Here is a 16892-nt window from a genome sequence, read left to right as displayed (position 1 = left end):
CGCCGCCCCCTTAGCCGAAGTTGCTCTCGCTGGCGAATTGTTCCGACGCCTGACGGTATTCCTGTTGCATGCGCGACACGAGCTCGGCCACCGGCAGCACGTCATGCACGCCGCCCGACCCCTGACCGGCGGACCAGACGGTTTTCCAGGCCTTGGCTTCATCGGCCATGTCCAGCTTGTGCTCTGGCAGGCTCTTGGGGTCGATGCCGTTCTCGATCAGCGAGGGCGTCAGGAAGTTGGCGGGAATGCCCGAGACGGCCGGCGTATAGGTGATGTCCGAAGCGCCGGCGTCGACGATCATCTGCTTGTAAGCGCCCTGGGCCATGGACTCCGTCGTCGAGATGAAGCGGGTGCCCATATAGGCGAAGTCGGCGCCCAGCATGCGGGTGGCGGCGATGTCGCGCCCGGTCGAGAGACAGCCTGACAGGATCAGGGTGCCGTCAAAGAAGCTGCGCACCTCCTCGATCAGGGCAAAGGGGTTGACGACACCGGCGTGACCACCGGCGCCATTGGCCACCAGAATCAGGCCGTCGACCCCGGCTTCGGCGGCCTTTCGTGCATGGCGGACATTGGCGATGTCGTGGAAGACCACCCCGCCATAGCCGTGCACCGCATCGACCACATCGCGAACCGCGCCCAGCGAGGTGATGATCAGCGGCACCTGTTCCTCGACCGAGACCATCATATCGGCCATCAGGCGGGGGTTGGTCGGGTGGACGATGTGGTTGACGCCGAACGCGGCGGCATCAGGTTTCAGCCGCGCCTTGATGTCCTTCAGCCACTCCCGATAGCCCTCGGTCGTGCGCTGGTTAAGAGACGGGAAGGTGCCGATGACGCCAGCGTTGCAGGCCTCGACCACCAGATCCGGCCCGGAGACCAGAAACATGGGCGCCGCGATCACCGGCAGCTTCAGCCCCTTTTGCAGGGACGCGGGAATGGTCATGGGCGGCTCCTCCGTTGTCTTTCGCTACGGATAGACGGCTGTCCCCGGGTAAGGCAACGGTCGAGTGGCGGGCGGCGAGGGCGGGCGTGAAAAACACCGTCTGAATGGTCTGAATGGTCTGAATGGTCTGAAGTCATGGCGGCGTTCCTCGAGCGATGTCGGCAACCGGATAGTATCAGTGATGCGCGAGCCAGGGCAGGAAGACCGGTCCGGGAAACGGCGGGCCCGTTGAAAGGGAGGGGGAATTCGGGGGCGGCCATCGTAGCTGAGGGTGTCGGCTCAGCAGTCCTTCTCCCCTCGGGGGAGAAGGTGTCGGGCAGAGCCTGACGGATGAGGGGGAGCCTGCCACGGACGGACCCGGTCAGCGCGCGTCCAGTGGCCCCCTCATCCGAGCCGCTGTCGCGGCCCACCTTCTCCCCCGAGGGGAGAAGGGAGCAGAAAGAGGTTCATCACAAAGAACACAGAGGAGGCACGAAGAACACAACGAAGGCAGCGGGCTCGACCTCGTTGTGTCCTATGTGGAAGCGTTGTGGTCGCTGTGATGAACTGCTTCGCGAAGAGGAAGCCCTAGAACCCCGCCATTTTCACGCCGCTCGCAACCCGCTAAAGGCCTCCCATGACCACCGACACCTCCGGCCTGAGCCAGCTGGGCGCGCAGACGCACCAACCGACCGATCCCGACTCCGCCCATCTCGAGCGAGTGCCCAATCCGCATGCGGACACCCTGTATGTCGCGCGCTTTTCGGCGCCCGAATTCACCAGCCTGTGCCCGGTGACGGGCCAGCCGGACTTTGCCCATCTGGTGATCGACTATGTGCCGGGGGACTGGCTGGTCGAGTCCAAGAGCCTGAAACTGTACCTGACCAGCTTCCGCAACCACGGCGCCTTTCACGAGGACTGCACGGTGGCCATCGGCAAGCGGCTGGTGGCCCTGCTGGATCCCAAATGGCTGAGGATCGGCGGCTACTGGTACCCGCGCGGTGGCATTCCCATCGATGTGTTCTGGCAGACCGGCGGGGTGCCTGAGGGCGTTTGGCTGCCGGAGCAGGGCGTGGCGGGGTATCGCGGGCGGGGGTGAGGGGGGCTTCTCACCCCTTCCTCATCCTCCGCTCATGACGCGAAGGACCCGGCCTGCTCCAAGGGGCGCATGACGACGCCATCCATCCCCCGTCCCCCGCTTGAGCTGATCGGTCGCCGCTGGCTGTCGGGGGCGCAGGGGTGGGCGGATCGCGGGCCTTGGCGGGGGTCTGCGTTCGAGCTCGTTATGTTCGGGATCAAGCAGGGGTGGGCGTGTCTGTTCGGGGGGTTGTTGCTGGCCCTGATCGTCGCGACCTTCCTGTGGTGGCCCGAGGAGGCCGCGGTTGCGCGCTATGACGCCCTGGTGGTGGGGGCGGTGGCGATCCAGGCGGGCATGCTGATCTTCAAGCTGGAAAGCTGGGAGGAGGCGCGGGTCATCCTGTTGTTCCATATCGCCGGGACGATCATGGAGCTGTTCAAGACAGCGCACGGGTCGTGGGTCTATCCCGAGGCGTCGATGCTGAGGATCGGGGATGTGCCGCTGTTCTCGGGCTTCATGTATGCGGCGGTGGGCAGCTATATCGCGCGGGTGCAGCGCATTTTTCACATCCGGGTGCGGGACTATCCGCCGGTGTGGATGACGGGGGTGCTGGCGGCGGGAATCTATCTGAACTTCTTCCTGCACCACTGGCTGCCCGATGTGCGGGGGCTGCTGTTCCTGATGGTCGGGGTGTTGTTCGGGCGGGGGTGGTTTTACTTCACCCCGGACCGGCGGCGGCGGTCGATGCCGTTGCTGGCGGGCTATGGGCTGGTGGCGCTGTTCATATGGATCGCCGAGAACGTCGGGACCATTGCGCGGGCGTGGACCTATCCGGGGCAGGAGGCGGGCTGGGAGCCGGTGTCGCTGGACAAGCTGGGCAGCTGGTTCCTGCTGATGATCATCTCGATCGTGCTGGTGTCGCTGGTGCACCGGCCGGAAGGGGAGCCGCGTTAGCGCACCGCAACATGCCGGTCGGGGTCGGGGCGAGGCCGTTCCAGCGGCGGGGTCTCAAGCGTGCCGATGTGGATGAAGCCGGCGATGCGCTCGTCCTCGCCGATGCCGAACAGGCTTAGCGCGCGGGGGTCATAGGCGTACCAGTCGGTGATCCAGCTGGCGGAGAAGCCGTGGGCAAAGGCGGCGTGGCTGAGGTTCATGGCCAGGGCGCCGGCGGACAGTTCCTGTTCCCAGACGGGCACCTTGTGATCGCGGACCGGGGTCGAGACGACCATGATGGTGACGGGCGGGGCGGTCAGTTTGGCCAGGACCGCGCGGGCCTTGTCGGGGTCGGGCTGGTCATCGGCGAGGGGGCTGAGAGAGTGGCTGAGGGCTTTGCGGGTGTCGGGGGTCAGGACCACCAGCCGCCAGGGGAAGAGCTTGCCATGGTCCGGGGTGCGCAGGCCGATGGTCAGGATGGCATCAAGGTCAGCCTCGGACGGGCCGGGGGCGGCCAGCGCCTGGGCCGGGGCCGAGCGGCGCTGTTGCAGGTATTCGATCAGCGCCGGATCGCGGCGGGGCAGGGCGAGGGGGGCGGCAAGCTCGGTCATACGCTGTAGCTAGGCGCGCGACGTGGGCCCCGCCAGTGGGCGGGGTGGCGATTCGGCGGGCGGGAGCCTATCTTTCGCGCTGAACCGAAGAGTGAGGATGCATGGCCACGCCCCGACCGGAGCCCCGACTGGAGGCTGTTCCCGAAGCGTCTGACCTGTGGGCCCAGCTGCGCCGGGCCGCCGAGCAGGCGTCTCGCGACGAGCCGGATCTGGCCTCGCAGATGAATGCGGTGATCCTGTCCCATGGTAATCTGGGTGCCGCGCTGAGCTTTCAGATTGCGCGCAAGCTGGGCGATGCCGAGCTGGGTGCCATGACGGTGCGCGAGGTGTGCCTGGCGGCATTCGAGGTCGATCCGGGGATTGTCGCGGCGGCCGAGGCGGACCTGCAGGCGGTCGAGGAGCGCGATCCGGCGATCCGGTCGCTGCTGCAGCCGTTCCTGTATTTCAAGGGGTTTCAGGCGCTGCAGGGCTGGCGGGTGGCGCACTGGCTTTGGCTGGAGGGGCGCGAGACCCTGGCCCTGCACTTCCAGAGCCGGATTTCCGAACTGTTCCAGGTCGACATCCATCCGGGCGCGCAGATGGGATCGGGCCTGTTCCTCGACCACGGCACCGGCATTGTGATCGGAGAGACGGCGGTGGTGGGCGATGAGGTGTCGATGCTGCACGCGGTGACGCTGGGCGGCACTGGCGCCGGGCGCGGCGACCGACATCCCAAGATCGGCAAGGGCGTACTGCTGGGCGCCGGGGCCAAGGTGCTGGGCAATATTGTGGTCGGCGACTATGCCAAGGTGGCCTCGGGTTCGGTGGTGCTGAAGCCGGTGCCGGCGGGGTGCACGGTGGCGGGTGTGCCCGCGCGACTGGTCAACTGCCCGACCGACGCCACGCCCGCGCGGACCATGGACCACACCCTGGCCGACATTGTGTATGACTTTGTCATCTAGCCCGGACGGGCTTTCCCTCGCGGGTCCGCTTCTCTAGGGTCCGCGCCGAACGAACTCTGAAAGGCATGCCGTGAACGAGTCAGACCAGAAGCGCCTCGAAACCTATCTGAAGCGCACCTTCAATCATGGCGGCATCAAGCTGAAGCCCCGCAAGACGGCCGACTCGGTCGAGGTCTATGTGGATGACGAGTTCATCGGCCTGGTCTTCGAGGACGAGGACGGCGATGGCTCGTTCATGTTCGAGATGGCCATCCTTGGCGAGGACCTGCCGCCCGCCTGACGCTGCTGACAGCCGAATTGAAAACCCCCGCCGGAGCGATACCGGCGGGGGTTTTCTTTTGCGATCAGCCGATCAGCGCTTGCCGAAGATGGCGTCGAAGATCTTTCCGACGAAGCTTTTGCTTTCGGCAGGTTTGGCAGCGGGCGCCGGCGACGGAGCCGGGCTGGGCGCCGGATGGACGGGCGCCGGGGTCACGGCTGCCGCCTTGGGCGTGGTGACGGGCTTGGCTGCGGCGCGCGGCGTGGCGGCCTTCTTGGCGGCGGCGGGCCGGGCCGGAGTTGCGCGCGCGGCGGCGGGCTTTTTCGCGGCAGGCGGAGCCTTGGCCACAGCCGGTTTCGCAGCCGGCTTTTTCGCAGCGGCGGGCTTGGTGGCGGCGGCCGGTTTGGCGGCGGCAGCGGGCTTCTTCGCCACCGGCGCCTTGGCGGCGGGCTTGGCGGCGGCAGGCTTGCTCACGGCCTTCGCGGGGACCTTGGCCGGAGCGGCCTTGGCAGCGGCAGGCTTGGCGGCGGCGGGCTTGGCCGTCGTTTTCGCCGTGGACTTCGGTGCCGCTTTAGGCTTGGAAGCCGCAGATGCTTTTGCGCCCGTGCTGGACGTACTCGACTTGGATGGAACCTTGGCCATGTATTCCCCGACCCCTCGGATGAATGTGACGCGAGACGCCGCGCCGACGATGCAATCGATTCGCGATGATAGCGACGTCTGAGAAATGTCAGAGTCCGCAATTCAAATAATCGCACATGGGTCGCGCGATGCAACCGAAGCCCGCGTCGCCGAGTGGGATGCCGACCCGATGCTGGAGGGTGTGACCTATTCCATCCTCGAGGAGGATGAGGATCGGGGCATCTGGCGCATCGATGCCTTTCCGACGACAGCCGATGAGATCGAGCGGCTGGTGACGTCGCTGAAGGGCGATGCGGCGCTGACGACCACGGTTGAGGATCTGGCCGATGCCGACTGGCTGGCGATGTCGCTGTCGGGCCTGCCGCCGGTCCGGGCGGGTCGGTTCTTCGTCTATGGGGCCCACGATCAGGGGCGGGTGCCGCTGAATACGGTGAACCTGAAGATCGATGCGGGGGCCGCCTTCGGCACCGGCCATCACGGCACGACGGTCGGGTGCCTGATCGCGTTTGACGAACTGCTGAAGCGCGAGCGGTTCGAGCGGGTCCTGGATGTGGGCGCGGGCACGGGTGTGCTGGCCATCGCGGCGGCGAAGACCGGCAGCCGGGTGGCCCTCGGCACCGACATCGACGCGCCGTCGGTGCGGATTGCCAATGAGAATGCCGCCCTCAATCAGGCCAAGGCCAGCTTCGTCCACGCCTCAGGCCTGAACGACCAGAAGGTGCGGGGGCAGGGGCCCTACGATCTGGTGTTCGCCAATATTCTGGCGCCGCCGCTGGTGGCGCTGTCGCAGCCGATCCGGACGGCCCTCTTGCCGGGTGGGGTCGCCATCCTGTCGGGTCTGTTGCGGACGCAGGAGCGCCGGGTGACGGCGGCCTATACGTCCAAGGGCTTCCGGCTGGAGCGGCGAATTCATCGCGATGCCTGGAGCGCGCTGGTGCTGCGCCGCGGGGGGTAGAATTCCCTCCGGTCGCCCCCTCCCAATTGCGGGGCTGGGGGTGTTAAGTCTGGCCGCATGAGACAGACATTCGACGAGACCACCGACCCCGGCTTTGGTGCGCGCCACCTGCCGCTTCTGAGACGCGAGATGCAGGCCCAGGGCCTCGACGGCTTTCTGGTGCCGCACGAGGACGAGCACCAGAATGAGTATCTGCCGGCGGCCAATGACCGGCTGGCGTGGATATCAGGCTTTACCGGCTCGGCCGGCGCCGGCGTTGTGATGAAGGACAAGGCGGCGGTGTTCGCGGACGGTCGCTACACGGTGCAGGTCAAGGCCCAGGTCGATCAGGGCCAGTTCGAACTGCGCGACTTCAACGAGACGGCGGTGGCCCGCTATCTGTCCGAACAGCCCAAGGGCTCGGTCGTCGGATACGATCCGCGTCTGCACAGCCCCGATGCCCTCACCCGGATGCAGAAAACGGCCAAGCGCGCGGGCGTGACGCTGAAGCCGGTCGACAGCAATCCGCTGGACAGTGCCTGGGGAGCAGAGCGTCCGGCCCAGCCGCAGGCGCCGGTGGTGCCGCATCCGCTGGAGTATGCGGGCGAGGATGCCGCCGACAAGCGCGCCCGGATCGGCAGGGCCATCGACGAGGCCGGGGCCGATATGGCGCTGCTGACGGCGCCGACCTCGGTGGCGTGGTTGTTCAATATTCGCGGCGGCGATGTGATCCGCTCGCCCCTGCCGCTGGGGCAGGCGCTGATCGACGGCGACGGGCGCGCGCGCCTGTACCTGGATCCGGCCAAGGTGACCAATGAACTGCCCGGCTGGCTGGGCGAAGATGTGACGCTGGAGCATCCGGACACCCTGGCCGCCGCGCTGGACGAGACGTCCGGTCGTGCGGTGCTGATCGATCCGGGCCAGAGCGCGGCCTGGTATTTCGACCGGGTGGAAGCGGCGGGCGGTACCGTCGTGCGCGGGCAAGATCCCTGCACCCTGCCGCGCGCGGTCAAGAATCCGGTGGAAATCGAGGGGTCGCGTCAGGCCCATATCCGCGACGGGGCGGCGCTGGCCCGGTTCCTCCACTGGCTGGACACCGAGGCGCAACAGACCCTGCCCGACGAGCGGGCTGTAGTCGAAAAGCTGGAGCAGTTCCGCGAGGGGACAGGTGCCCTGATGGACCTGAGCTTTGACACCATTGCCGGGTCGGGCCCGAACGGAGCCCTGCCGCACTACAAGCCGGTGACGCGCACGATTCGCCGAATGGAGAAGGGCTCGCTGCTGCTGGTCGACGGCGGCGGCCAGTATCTGGACGGCACGACCGATGTGACGCGGACGATCGCGGTGGGCGAGCCTTCGGACGATAAGCGGCGCATGTTCACCCTGGTGCTGAAGGGCCATATCGCCATGGCCGTAGTGCGCTTTCCAGAGGGCACGACGGGGCACCAGTTGGACGCCCTGGCGCGCCACCCGCTTTGGATGGCCGGGCACGACTATGACCACGGCACGGGCCATGGCGTCGGCAGCTATCTGGGGGTGCATGAGGGGCCGCAGCGGATCGCCAAGGCGGTCAACACCCAGCCGCTGCTGACCGGCATGATCGTGTCGAACGAGCCCGGCTATTACCGCGAGGGGCACTGGGGCATTCGCATCGAGACGCTGCAGGTGGTGACGCCGCCCGAGGCCATCGACGGCGGCGAGCGGCCCATGCACGGTTTCGAACAACTGACCCTGGCGCCGCTGGATCGCCGACTGATCGACGTCGATCTGTTGACGGCCGATGAGCGGGCTTATGTCGATGCCTATCACGCCGAGGTGCTGGCCAAGGTCGGGCCGCTGCTGGACGGCGCGGTCCTCGACTGGCTGACGGTGCAGTGCGCGGTGCTCTGATCCTCCTTGCGCTGTGGGCCCTTGCCGGCCCTGTCGCGGCGCAGGGTGTGGATCGGCTGCCGCGTGAGACCTTCGATGTCATTCCGCCCGCCGAGCGCGTTGAGGGACGGCGTGGGGCGATGCGGATCGTGCAGCCCGGGTGCCGGGTGGGTCCGACCGAATGGGCGCGGCGGCGGATTGTCGATATCGCGGTCCGGGAATGGGGCGTGTTCGGCTTTCAGACCATCGATCTGCGCGGCGTGCGTGAGCGTCGCCTGCCGGACGGGGTCTTGCCGGATGCGCTCAATCCGCAGCTGGATGCGCCTGAGCAGGACCGGGCCATCGTGGCGGTGGGGCGCTGGGAGCATACGCCGGGGCTGGCCGCGACCGTCGCCGGCTATTGGAGCGCGACGCCGGACGGGGCCGACATCCTGTTCCGCCAGAACCGCCAGTGGCGGGACGGCGAGGGCGAGATCAATTGGGTCGAGCCGTGGTCGGCGGCCTTCATCAGCTGGGTGATGTGCGAGGCCGGGCTGGGCGAGATGGCCCAGTTCGAGCGGGATATTTCCCACCGGGTCTATATCGATCAGGCGATCCGGGCGCGCGACGGCGAGCGGCCGAATGCGGCCTATGTCGCCCATGATCCGGGCGAGGTGGCGGTCATGCCCGGGGATCTGCTGTGCAACTCTCGCGGCGGGGTCAACTATCGCAACCTTGCGGACCGACGGCGGGACCTGGGCCGCTATGTCGGCAGCCACTGCGACGTGGTGGTGCGGGTGGGCGAGGACACGGTGGCGGTGATCGGCGGCAATGTGTTGAACGGGGTCAGCCTGACCCTGCTGCCGCTGGTCGAGGGGCAGGGGGCCTATCCCGCCGTGCTGTCAGGCGCCGACCTGGATGGCGCCCGGACCATGTTTGCGCATCTGTCGCTGCAGGCCGACCCGGTCGAGGACACCGCGCTGGACGCCTCGCCCACCATCCGGGCGCTGAACCGCTAGCCGCCGATCAGCGCCAGCCATTCGTCTTCGGTGAGGACGGTGACGCCGTGCTTCTGGGCCTCGGCCAGCTTGGAGCCGGCGCCCGGGCCCGCGACCAGATAGTCGGTTTTCTTCGACACCGACCCGGAGACCTTGGCGCCGAGGGATGAGGCGCGGGCCTTGGCCTCGTCGCGGGTGAAGCGCTCAAGCGAACCAGAGAAAACGACCGTCTTCCCGCTAATGGCGGTGTCGGATTGAGGACGTTCCGCGTCTCTGACCGAAATTTGGGCAAGGAGACGCGACACAAGGGGGTAAGTTTTGGGTGACTGGTAGAAGGCGGCAAGCGTCGTCAGCGAAGCTAGTCGGATCCCATCCAGCGCTATGACGCTGCGATAGGCTTCTCCGATGCTGTCCACCCGATCCGGCACGTGACTTATAAGCGGCAGCAACTGACGGTCGTCGAAGTTATCGTGTGCGATATGACGCCCGGCAAGGAAGGATGCCAAGCCGAGCCACGTTTTCCGATACCTCGGGATATATCGATCAAGAGCTTCGATGACTTTGTCGTCGGAACTGAATCCAGCCAACTGCCGCTGCCCCGAAAGTAGGGCGGCGGGGAGCTTGAATGCCTTCGGATCCCTCCCGTTCATCTTATGAGCCCAGAAATCTATCACAACCTTTCTAGCTGTCTTCGGCCCAACCTTCGGTATGCCCTCAAGATGACGAGAAGCGATACGCGACTCTTCGACAGTGGACTGGATGCTGGCCGCCAGCGCCCAAGGATCGTGTCCGGATAGGCGTTCAATGTTGAGCTTGTCGGCAATGTAGTCAGCTAGCTCGACCCAACGACGCTCTCCAACAGCAATGAGTTCATCGACGAGCTTCTCGAAAGTAAGATAGCTACCCGCGTAAACTGCGAGGTCGCGCGCAGTTTCCGTCGCAATGTTCCTGAGGCCAAGCCCGACGATGAAACGCTCTAGACCGATATCCCGCCGTGCCTCGATCGCGCTAGCGAGATTCTGAACGCTGGTCTCACCGTAGCGCGGTTCTGCCTGCAGTTCAGCAAGCATTCGCGGGTCACGCGCTAGCCGGAAGATGTCGGAAGGTTCGGAAACCCACTGGCGCTCCAAAAAAAACTCCAGCTGGCGCTCGCCGAGTCCCTCAATGTCGAAAGCACGCTTTCCGACGAAGTTCTTCAACATTTCCTTGCGCTGGTATGGGCATGCTAGTTCGCCTTGGCAGCGTCGCACGACACTCTCATCTCCCGCTCCCGTGATCTCGCGAACCAGCTCGGTCTTGAGGGGGCAGCTGCAATAGGTTGGAAAGTCGAATTCCTGCCTAGAGGCGTGGAGGTCATCCGGCACAATTCCGATGATCTGAGGAATGACGTCACCAGCGCGCTGTATAACGACAGTGTCGCCGGGTCGAACGTCCAAGCGAGCAATTTCGTCGGCGTTGTGCAGGGTGGCATTTCGCACCACTACGCCTCCGACTGTCACCGGCTTCAGACGTGCCACAGGAGTATGGGCCCCCGTTCGTCCGACTTGGATTTCGATGTCTTCCAGTAGCGTCTGTGCATTGACCGCAGCAAATTTATGGGCGACCGCCCAGCGTGGAGCTTTCGATGTGGAGCCGAGGCGCTTTTGCCAGTCCAGCCGGTCGACCTTGTAGACCACGCCGTCGATGTCATAGCCGAGCCGGGCGCGGTCGGTGTCGAGCCTGCGATAGACGTCGAGCAGGCCGGCGGCGTCCTCGACCACGCGGCGCCGGTCGTTGACGGGAAAGCCCCAGTCGGCCAGCCGGTCGATGGCGTCGCTCTGGGTCTCGGCGAAATCATCAGAAAACTCGCCCCAGCCATAGGCGAAGAAGCGCAGGGGCCGGGTGGCCGTGATGGCCGGGTCCTTCTGGCGCAGCGAACCGGCGGCGAAATTGCGGGGGTTGGCATAGGTGCGGCGGCCCGCAGCCTCGGCCTCTGCATTGAAGGCGAGGAAGTCGGCGGTGGGGCAATAGACCTCGCCGCGCACCTCAATGACATCGGGCCAGCCGCTGCCGGACAGCTGGTCGGGAATGTCGGCGAGGGTGCGCAGATTGGCGGTCACGTCCTCGCCCTCGCGGCCATCGCCCCGGGTGGCGCCGACGACCAGCTCGCCCTTTTCATAGCGCAGATTGGCGGACAGGCCGTCGATCTTGGGCTCGGCGATGAAGGCCATGGGCGTGTCGGCGTCGAGGGCCAGGAAGCGCCGGACCCGGGCGACGAAGTCGGCGATGTCGCCCTCGTCAAAGGCATTGTCGAGCGACAGCATGGGTACGCCGTGGCGTACGGCCGCAAAGGTGCCGGAGGGGGTGGCGCCGACGCGGGTCGAGGGGCTGTCGGCGGTGGTCAGTTCGGGAAAGCGGGCCTCGATGGCCAGGGCCCGGCGCTTGAGGGCATCGTAGGCGGCGTCGGAGACCTCGGGCGCATCCTCGGCAAAATAGAGGGCGTCGTGGCGCGCCAGTTCGGCCGACAGCTGCGCCAGCTCCGTGCGGGCCTGATCGAGGGTCAGGGTCTCGATATCGGGGGAGGCGGAAGGGTCGGTCATGGTCAGGTCCGGGAATCTGGTCGCCTCTGTCTAGCATCGTCAGCGTGCCTTCCCAGCGCCGATGACAGGAAGTTAATCTGACGGCGGTCGCGGCCGCGTCTAGGGTCGCCAGGAGTGTTGTCCGGAGGATTCATGCGCCGTCTGTCGAAATCCGCGTCTGCCGTGCTGGCCCTGATCGCCGCCGGGGCCCTGTCCGCCTGTGTGCCCGGCACGACAGAGACGACTGCCGGACCTGATCCGGTCGTGTCGTCCCAGCTGTGGGCCGATCTAACGACCCTGGCCGCCGACGATATGGAGGGACGCGGGGCGGGGACGCCGGGCGGCGAGCGAGCCCGAAACTACATCGTCTCGCGCTTTGAGCAGATCGGCATTGCCGCCCCGCCGATGGGGCGGTTCCAGCCGTTCAGTGCCGAGGGGCGGTCGCATGAAGGGCGCAAGACCTTCAATGGCGTGAACATCCTTGGCCTGATCCCCGGCACGCGGGTCGGCAATCGCTATATCGTCGTGACGGCCCACTATGACCACGTCGGGATGTATGGCGGCGAGATCTACAACGGGGCGGACGACAATGCCTCGGGTGTGGCCACCCTGCTGGCGCTGGCTGAATATCTGCAGGCCAATCCGCCCGAGCACAGCGTGCTGTTTGTCGCCTTCGACGGCGAGGAGCGCGGCCTGCTGGGGGCGAAGCATTTCGTCGAGGCGCCGCCATTCCCGCTGGAATCGATCGCGCTGAACCTGAATTTCGACATGACGGCGCGGGCCGAGACCGACGGCTATCTGTGGGTGACCGGCACCTATCAGAACCCGACCCTGCGGCCCCTGCTGGAGGGGATCGGGCCGATCGGGTCGGTGTCGCTGGCGTTCGGCAAGGACACGCCGCAGGACACAGGGGCGGACAACTGGGTCAGCGCCTCTGACCACGGGGCCTTTTACGCGGCAGGGGTGCCCTTCCTGTATCTGGGCGTCGACTTTCACCCGGACTATCACAAGCCCAGCGACGACGCAGAGCGGATCACGCCGACGGTGTTCCGGAATGCGACCGATCTGTCCATCCAGTCGTTCCGGGCGCTTGACACCGGCATGAGCCGCTGACGTGCAGGAGAGCCAGCCGATGATGTTCCGACGGATCGCCCTTGTGGGCTGTGGGGTTGCGGCGCTGGTGCTGGCCGGGTGCGAGCCGCCGCTGGAGCCGGCCGATGCCCCGGCCGCCAACGGGTCGGTCGACACGGCCGATCTGCCGGAAGGCTTCTCGAACGACCTTCAGGACGATGTGTCGGGCTTCTACATGCCGACCACCGAGGTGCGTCAGGGGCCCTGGCGGCTGGACCACGTCTTCCTGGGGCAGCAGCAGGACTTTACCGCCTGGGAAGGCGGTACCCGCGAGGGGCAGTTCGCGCCGGTGATGCTGGAGTTCGTCGATGAGACCAGCCCCGTGGTGCAGACCGAACTGGGGGAGGTCCGCACCGGCCGGGTGCGGGTGCTGCCACGCTTTTACAGCGTGGAGAACGGCATGCTGCGCTTTGTCGGGGTGTCCGAGGAAATCGGCATTGTGCAGCTGGATGCGCAACTGAACGACGAGGCCCTGGCGACCGCGCGCCGCAATCTGGGCGCGGAGGGGGCGGTGCTGAACGGCACGCTCAGCCTTGGCGATGCGCCGCCACAGGCGGTGGGCTTTCGCTGGTGGGCGGGGGACTGACGTCACCCCGCCCGGTCGCGGTGTCTCAGATCAGCTGACCGTCGCCTTGACGATCTTGCCGGGGGCGCGCGGCGGCTCGCCCTTGGGCAGGGCATCGACGTGTTCCATGCCCGACTCGACCACGCCCCAGACAGTGTACTGCCGGTCGAGGAAGGTGGCGTCGTCCAGGCAGATGAAGAACTGGCTGTTGGCGCTGTTCGGGTCGTTGGTACGGGCCATCGAGCAGACACCGCGCACGTGCGGCTCGGCCGAGAACTCGGCCTTCAGGTTCGGCTTTTTCGAGCCCGAGGTGCCGGTGCCGGTCGGATCGCCGCCCTGGGCCATGAAGCCGGGGATGACGCGGTGGAAGACCACGCCGTCGTAAAAGCCTTCGCTGGCCAGTTCGGTGATACGGGCGACATGGCCGGGCGCCAGGTCCGGGCGCAGGCGAATAACAACGTCACCGCCGGTGTCATTGCCGGTGTCGAGCGTGAAGGTGAGGGTCTGTTCAGTCATACGGGCTCCTTTTGTCGTGGCGGGGTCATAGCGGCTGAACGCGTGGGGCGCTATGTCGGGTGTCATGAGTGAAGATGAAAAGTCTCCCCCCCGTCGCAAGATGGTGCGTCTGCCGACGGCGGGCACCGCTGCGGGCCGGGGCATGGGGACCAAGATGAAGACCGCGGACGACAAGTCCATGTCCAGCCAGCAGTGGATCAAGCGGCAGCTGGCCGACAAATGGTCGGAGCGGGCGCGGGCCGAGGGCTGGCGCAGCCGGGCGGCTTTCAAACTGCTGGAGATCGACGACCGGTTTCACCTGATCAAGCCGGGGTCGCGGGTCATCGATCTGGGCGCAGCGCCGGGCGGCTGGGCCCAGGTGGCGGTCAAGCGCGGCGCGGGCGCCGTGGTGGGTGTCGACCTGCTGCCGGTCGAGCCGGTGCCCGGGGCCACCATGATCCAGGCCGACTTTACGCACGCGGGGGTCGACCAGCAGATGATCGACCTATTGGGCGGGGCGCCCGATCTGGTCCTGTCGGACATGGCGCACAACACCGTTGGCCACCGCCAGACCGACCATTTGAAGATCATCGCCCTGATCGAGATCGCCGCCGACTTTGCCATTCGCACCCTGAAGCCGGGCGGGCATTTCGTGTCGAAGAACTTTCAGGGCGGTGATGCCGGCGGCGTACTGGCCCGGCTGCGGGCCGAGTTCGAGACGGTGAAATACGTCAAGCCGGCGTCCAGCCGGAAGGACAGCGCCGAGGTGTTTCTGGTGGCGATGAACCGGCACCGGCCGCGCTGAGCGGGTCGGGAATCAGGCCGCGGCCAGATCCTTGGACTTTTTGGCGCGGCGGGCCTCGATCCGGTTCCAGATACGGTCGTGAACCGTGAAGAACAGCGTCTGGACCAGCGGCTCGACGATGCCGATGGCCAGGGCGATGCCGATGTCGCGGGTGATGGCATAGGCGACGGCCACGGCCACCACGAAATGCATCAGGCCATAGGTCAGGGTCTTGATGGCAATCTGTTTGAACGAGCTCGGCAGGGCGTGGCTGTGGCCCGCGTGTCCGTGCGAGCGGGTCTGTTCGCGGGCGTCCATCAGTTCCAGACGGGCGGTGAAGGCCTCGGCCGTTTCCTCGAACCGGGTCAGTCGCTTGCGGCGCTCAATCCGGTGCCAGACGCGGTCGTGGATCGAATAGGCGATGGTCTGGAAGAAGGGCTCGACCATGCCGACCGCCAGCGCCAGCCGCCAGTCGCGGGTCAGGGCATAGGCGACCAGAATGGCCACCACCAGGTGCATCACGCCATAGCTGGCGATCTTGAGCGCCAGGCTGCGCGCCGTGTTGAGGATCAGTCGCACCATCGCCCCGGAAAATGGTTGGGATCAGCAACGGTTGCAACGACATAAATTCTATCGTGGCCATAAGGCGCAGGGCGGACACGATTGCCCCTTGCCGAGTCGGGGCGCTCACCGCTATACGCGGCCCGCAAAACGGAGACTCCTCATGGAGATACGCGAAGGCCTAACCTTCGATGATGTTTTGCTCGAACCCGCAGAGTCCGAGGTCATGCCCGCCGAGACGGATGTCTCGACACGGCTGACGCGTAGCCTGACGCTGAACATCCCGCTGGTGTCCTCGGCCATGGACACGGTGACCGAAAGCCGGCTGGCCATTGCGATGGCGCAGGCGGGCGGTCTGGGCGTGCTGCATCGCAATCTGACGGTCGAGGAGCAGGCCGAACAGGTGCGCGTGGTGAAGCGCTATGAAAGCGGCATGGTCATCAATCCGGTGACCATTCACCCGGACACGACCCTGGGCGAGGTGCGCGACATCGTGGCGCGGAAAAAGATCTCGGGCTTTCCGGTGGTGGACCGCGAGACGGGCCGGCTGGTCGGTATGCTGACCAACCGCGATATGCGGTTCGATACCTCTCCGGATCGCAAGGCGGCCGAGCTGATGACGCGTGAGCCGCTGTACACGGTGCCGGAAGGGACGGGGCGCGATGAGGCCATCGCCATCCTGCGCGAGCGCAAGATCGAGCGGGTGATCGTGGTCGACGGCGACATGCGCGCCACCGGCCTGATCACCATGAAGGACATCGAAAAGGCCCAGGCCCACCCGCACGCCGCCAAGGACGATCAGGGACGGCTGCTGGTCGGTGCGGCTTCGACCGTTGGTGACAATGGCTATGAGCGGTCACTGGCGCTGGCGGAGGCAGGCGTCGATGTGATCGTGATCGATACGGCGCATGGCCATTCGGTGCAGGTGTCGCGGGCGGTGGAACGCATCAAGCGCGAGACCAACCGGGTGCAGATCGTGGCCGGAAACGTCGCCACCTATGACGGCGCGCGCGCCTTGATCGATGCCGGGGCTGATGCGGTCAAGGTCGGGATCGGGCCGGGCAGCATCTGTACCACGCGGATCGTGGCCGGCGTCGGCGTGCCGCAGCTGACCGCCATTATGGAGTCGGCGCGCGCGGCGATGGGCACGGGCGTGCCGGTGATCGCCGACGGCGGCATCAAATATTCGGGCGACCTGGCCAAGGCCATTGCGGCCGGGGCGAGCGTGGCCATGATGGGCTCGATGTTCGCGGGCACCGACGAAAGCCCGGGCGAGGTGTTCCTGTACCAGGGCCGGTCCTACAAGTCGTATCGCGGCATGGGCTCGGTCGGGGCCATGGCCCGTGGCTCGGCAGACCGCTACTTCCAGAAAGAGGTCTCGTCCGAAAAGCTGGTGCCCGAGGGTATCGAGGGACAGACGCCTTACAAGGGGCCGATCTCGCCGGTGCTTCATCAGATGGTCGGGGGCCTGCGTGCCGCCATGGGCTATGTCGGGGCGGCGACCATTGACGAGTATCAGAAGCGCGCCCGGTTCGTGCGCATCACCAATGCGGGCCTGCGGGAAAGTCACGTCCATGACGTGATGATCACGCGTGAAGCGCCCAACTATCGGCAGGGCTAGGGGAGGGTTTC

At 66.4% G+C, this 16892-nt stretch carries 17 protein-coding genes; 11 read left to right on the top strand and 6 right to left on the bottom strand.

The window, feature by feature from the left end:
* Positions 1–10: 10 nt before the first annotated feature.
* On the bottom strand, positions 11–943 hold the full coding sequence (locus B4K74_RS08630) for an NAD(P)H-dependent flavin oxidoreductase (RefSeq protein ID WP_286692599.1): 933 nt from the start codon (positions 941–943) through the stop codon (positions 11–13).
* 616 nt (positions 944–1559) lie between these two features.
* On the opposite strand from B4K74_RS08630, the gene queF reads away from it, so the two are divergent.
* Together queF and B4K74_RS08620 are read left to right on the top strand one after the other, a co-directional pair.
* Positions 1560–2021, top strand: coding sequence for a preQ(1) synthase (gene queF, locus B4K74_RS08625; protein WP_286692598.1), 462 nt, complete (start codon positions 1560–1562; stop codon positions 2019–2021).
* Positions 2022–2207: 186 nt separating this feature from the next.
* Positions 2208–2954, top strand: coding sequence for a DUF817 domain-containing protein (locus tag B4K74_RS08620; RefSeq protein WP_286692597.1), 747 nt, complete (start codon positions 2208–2210; stop codon positions 2952–2954).
* On the opposite strand, the gene B4K74_RS08615 is transcribed toward B4K74_RS08620, so the two are convergent.
* Positions 2951–3544, bottom strand: a complete 594-nt coding sequence (locus tag B4K74_RS08615) for a nitroreductase family protein (protein WP_286692596.1) — start codon at positions 3542–3544, stop codon at positions 2951–2953. The two genes, B4K74_RS08620 and B4K74_RS08615, sit on opposite strands and share 4 nt — an antisense overlap.
* Positions 3545–3645: 101 nt before the next feature.
* Between B4K74_RS08615 and cysE the strand changes: the two genes are divergently transcribed.
* Together cysE and B4K74_RS08605 are read left to right on the top strand one after the other, a co-directional pair.
* A complete protein-coding gene (cysE, locus tag B4K74_RS08610; RefSeq protein ID WP_286692595.1) occupies positions 3646–4485 on the top strand; it encodes a serine O-acetyltransferase in 840 nt (279 codons plus the stop codon).
* Positions 4486–4555: 70 nt separating this feature from the next.
* Positions 4556–4765 carry a DUF3126 family protein gene (locus tag B4K74_RS08605; protein WP_286692594.1) on the top strand — a complete coding sequence of 70 codons (210 nt, stop codon included), beginning with the start codon at positions 4556–4558 and terminating at the stop codon, positions 4763–4765.
* A gap of 72 nt (positions 4766–4837) precedes the next feature.
* Here the strand turns inward: B4K74_RS08605 and B4K74_RS08600 are convergent, their stop codons facing one another.
* A complete protein-coding gene (locus tag B4K74_RS08600) occupies positions 4838–5218 on the bottom strand; it encodes a hypothetical protein (RefSeq protein ID WP_286692593.1) in 381 nt (126 codons plus the stop codon).
* A 253-nt stretch (positions 5219–5471) separates the two neighbouring features.
* Between B4K74_RS08600 and B4K74_RS08595 the strand changes: the two genes are divergently transcribed.
* The 3 genes from B4K74_RS08595 to B4K74_RS08585 are packed head-to-tail and all read left to right on the top strand — an operon-like array spanning position 5472 to position 9187.
* Entirely contained in the window at positions 5472–6341 is an 870-nt protein-coding gene (locus B4K74_RS08595) for a 50S ribosomal protein L11 methyltransferase (RefSeq protein ID WP_286692592.1), read from the top strand.
* Positions 6342–6398: 57 nt separating this feature from the next.
* Positions 6399–8210: an aminopeptidase P family protein gene (locus tag B4K74_RS08590; protein WP_286692591.1), complete on the top strand. Its 1812-nt coding sequence runs from the start codon at positions 6399–6401 to the stop codon at positions 8208–8210.
* Positions 8195–9187, top strand: a complete 993-nt coding sequence (locus B4K74_RS08585) for a DUF2272 domain-containing protein (protein WP_286692590.1) — start codon at positions 8195–8197, stop codon at positions 9185–9187. The genes B4K74_RS08590 and B4K74_RS08585 overlap by 16 nt, the downstream gene beginning before the upstream one ends.
* On the opposite strand, the gene ligA is transcribed toward B4K74_RS08585, so the two are convergent.
* A complete protein-coding gene (ligA, locus tag B4K74_RS08580; protein ID WP_286692589.1) occupies positions 9184–11745 on the bottom strand; it encodes an NAD-dependent DNA ligase LigA in 2562 nt (853 codons plus the stop codon). The two genes, B4K74_RS08585 and ligA, sit on opposite strands and share 4 nt — an antisense overlap.
* A 132-nt stretch (positions 11746–11877) precedes the next feature.
* Between ligA and B4K74_RS08575 the strand changes: the two genes are divergently transcribed.
* A complete protein-coding gene (locus B4K74_RS08575) occupies positions 11878–12837 on the top strand; it encodes a M28 family peptidase (protein ID WP_286692588.1) in 960 nt (319 codons plus the stop codon).
* A 19-nt stretch (positions 12838–12856) separates the two neighbouring features.
* Positions 12857–13441 (top strand): hypothetical protein, encoded by a 585-nt coding sequence (locus B4K74_RS08570; RefSeq protein WP_286692587.1) that lies wholly within the window; start codon positions 12857–12859, stop codon positions 13439–13441.
* Between the two features lie 30 nt (positions 13442–13471).
* On the opposite strand, the gene B4K74_RS08565 is transcribed toward B4K74_RS08570, so the two are convergent.
* Positions 13472–13936, bottom strand: a complete 465-nt coding sequence (locus B4K74_RS08565) for a peptidylprolyl isomerase (RefSeq protein WP_286692586.1) — start codon at positions 13934–13936, stop codon at positions 13472–13474.
* 64 nt (positions 13937–14000) lie between these two features.
* Between B4K74_RS08565 and B4K74_RS08560 the strand changes: the two genes are divergently transcribed.
* Positions 14001–14720 carry an RlmE family RNA methyltransferase gene (locus B4K74_RS08560; RefSeq protein WP_286692585.1) on the top strand — a complete coding sequence of 240 codons (720 nt, stop codon included), beginning with the start codon at positions 14001–14003 and terminating at the stop codon, positions 14718–14720.
* A 12-nt stretch (positions 14721–14732) separates the two neighbouring features.
* Here B4K74_RS08560 and B4K74_RS08555 read toward each other — a convergent pair whose 3' ends face one another.
* Positions 14733–15281, bottom strand: coding sequence for a DUF2061 domain-containing protein (locus tag B4K74_RS08555; protein ID WP_286692584.1), 549 nt, complete (start codon positions 15279–15281; stop codon positions 14733–14735).
* Positions 15282–15423: 142 nt separating this feature from the next.
* Here B4K74_RS08555 and guaB point away from each other — a divergent pair, with 142 nt between their 5' ends.
* Positions 15424–16881 carry an IMP dehydrogenase gene (gene guaB / locus B4K74_RS08550; RefSeq protein ID WP_286692583.1) on the top strand — a complete coding sequence of 486 codons (1458 nt, stop codon included), beginning with the start codon at positions 15424–15426 and terminating at the stop codon, positions 16879–16881.
* Positions 16882–16892: the final 11 nt, after the last annotated feature.

Origin of the sequence: Brevundimonas sp. UBA2503 (assembly GCF_002341485.1) — a bacterium.
GTDB lineage: Bacteria > Pseudomonadota > Alphaproteobacteria > Caulobacterales > Caulobacteraceae > Brevundimonas > Brevundimonas halotolerans.
Note: the sequence above shows the minus strand (reverse complement) of the source record. Positions and strands in the feature narration are given on the sequence as shown.

Bases quoted from the DNA above. Each gene is read 5' to 3' on its own strand.
- B4K74_RS08630 (WP_286692599.1), bottom strand. From the start codon at position 943: ATGACCATTCCCGCGTCCCTGCAAAAGGGGCTGAAGCTGCCGGTGATC.
- queF (WP_286692598.1), top strand. From the start codon at position 1,560: ATGACCACCGACACCTCCGGCCTGAGCCAGCTGGGCGCGCAGACGCAC.
- B4K74_RS08620 (WP_286692597.1), top strand. From the start codon at position 2,208: ATGTTCGGGATCAAGCAGGGGTGGGCGTGTCTGTTCGGGGGGTTGTTG.
- B4K74_RS08615 (WP_286692596.1), bottom strand. From the start codon at position 3,544: ATGACCGAGCTTGCCGCCCCCCTCGCCCTGCCCCGCCGCGATCCGGCG.
- cysE (WP_286692595.1), top strand. From the start codon at position 3,646: ATGGCCACGCCCCGACCGGAGCCCCGACTGGAGGCTGTTCCCGAAGCG.
- B4K74_RS08595 (WP_286692592.1), top strand. From the start codon at position 5,472: ATGTCAGAGTCCGCAATTCAAATAATCGCACATGGGTCGCGCGATGCA.
- B4K74_RS08590 (WP_286692591.1), top strand. From the start codon at position 6,399: ATGAGACAGACATTCGACGAGACCACCGACCCCGGCTTTGGTGCGCGC.
- ligA (WP_286692589.1), bottom strand. From the start codon at position 11,745: ATGACCGACCCTTCCGCCTCCCCCGATATCGAGACCCTGACCCTCGAT.
- B4K74_RS08575 (WP_286692588.1), top strand. From the start codon at position 11,878: ATGCGCCGTCTGTCGAAATCCGCGTCTGCCGTGCTGGCCCTGATCGCC.
- B4K74_RS08570 (WP_286692587.1), top strand. From the start codon at position 12,857: ATGATGTTCCGACGGATCGCCCTTGTGGGCTGTGGGGTTGCGGCGCTG.
- B4K74_RS08565 (WP_286692586.1), bottom strand. From the start codon at position 13,936: ATGACTGAACAGACCCTCACCTTCACGCTCGACACCGGCAATGACACC.
- B4K74_RS08560 (WP_286692585.1), top strand. From the start codon at position 14,001: ATGAGTGAAGATGAAAAGTCTCCCCCCCGTCGCAAGATGGTGCGTCTG.
- B4K74_RS08555 (WP_286692584.1), bottom strand. From the start codon at position 15,281: ATGGTGCGACTGATCCTCAACACGGCGCGCAGCCTGGCGCTCAAGATC.
- guaB (WP_286692583.1), top strand. From the start codon at position 15,424: ATGGAGATACGCGAAGGCCTAACCTTCGATGATGTTTTGCTCGAACCC.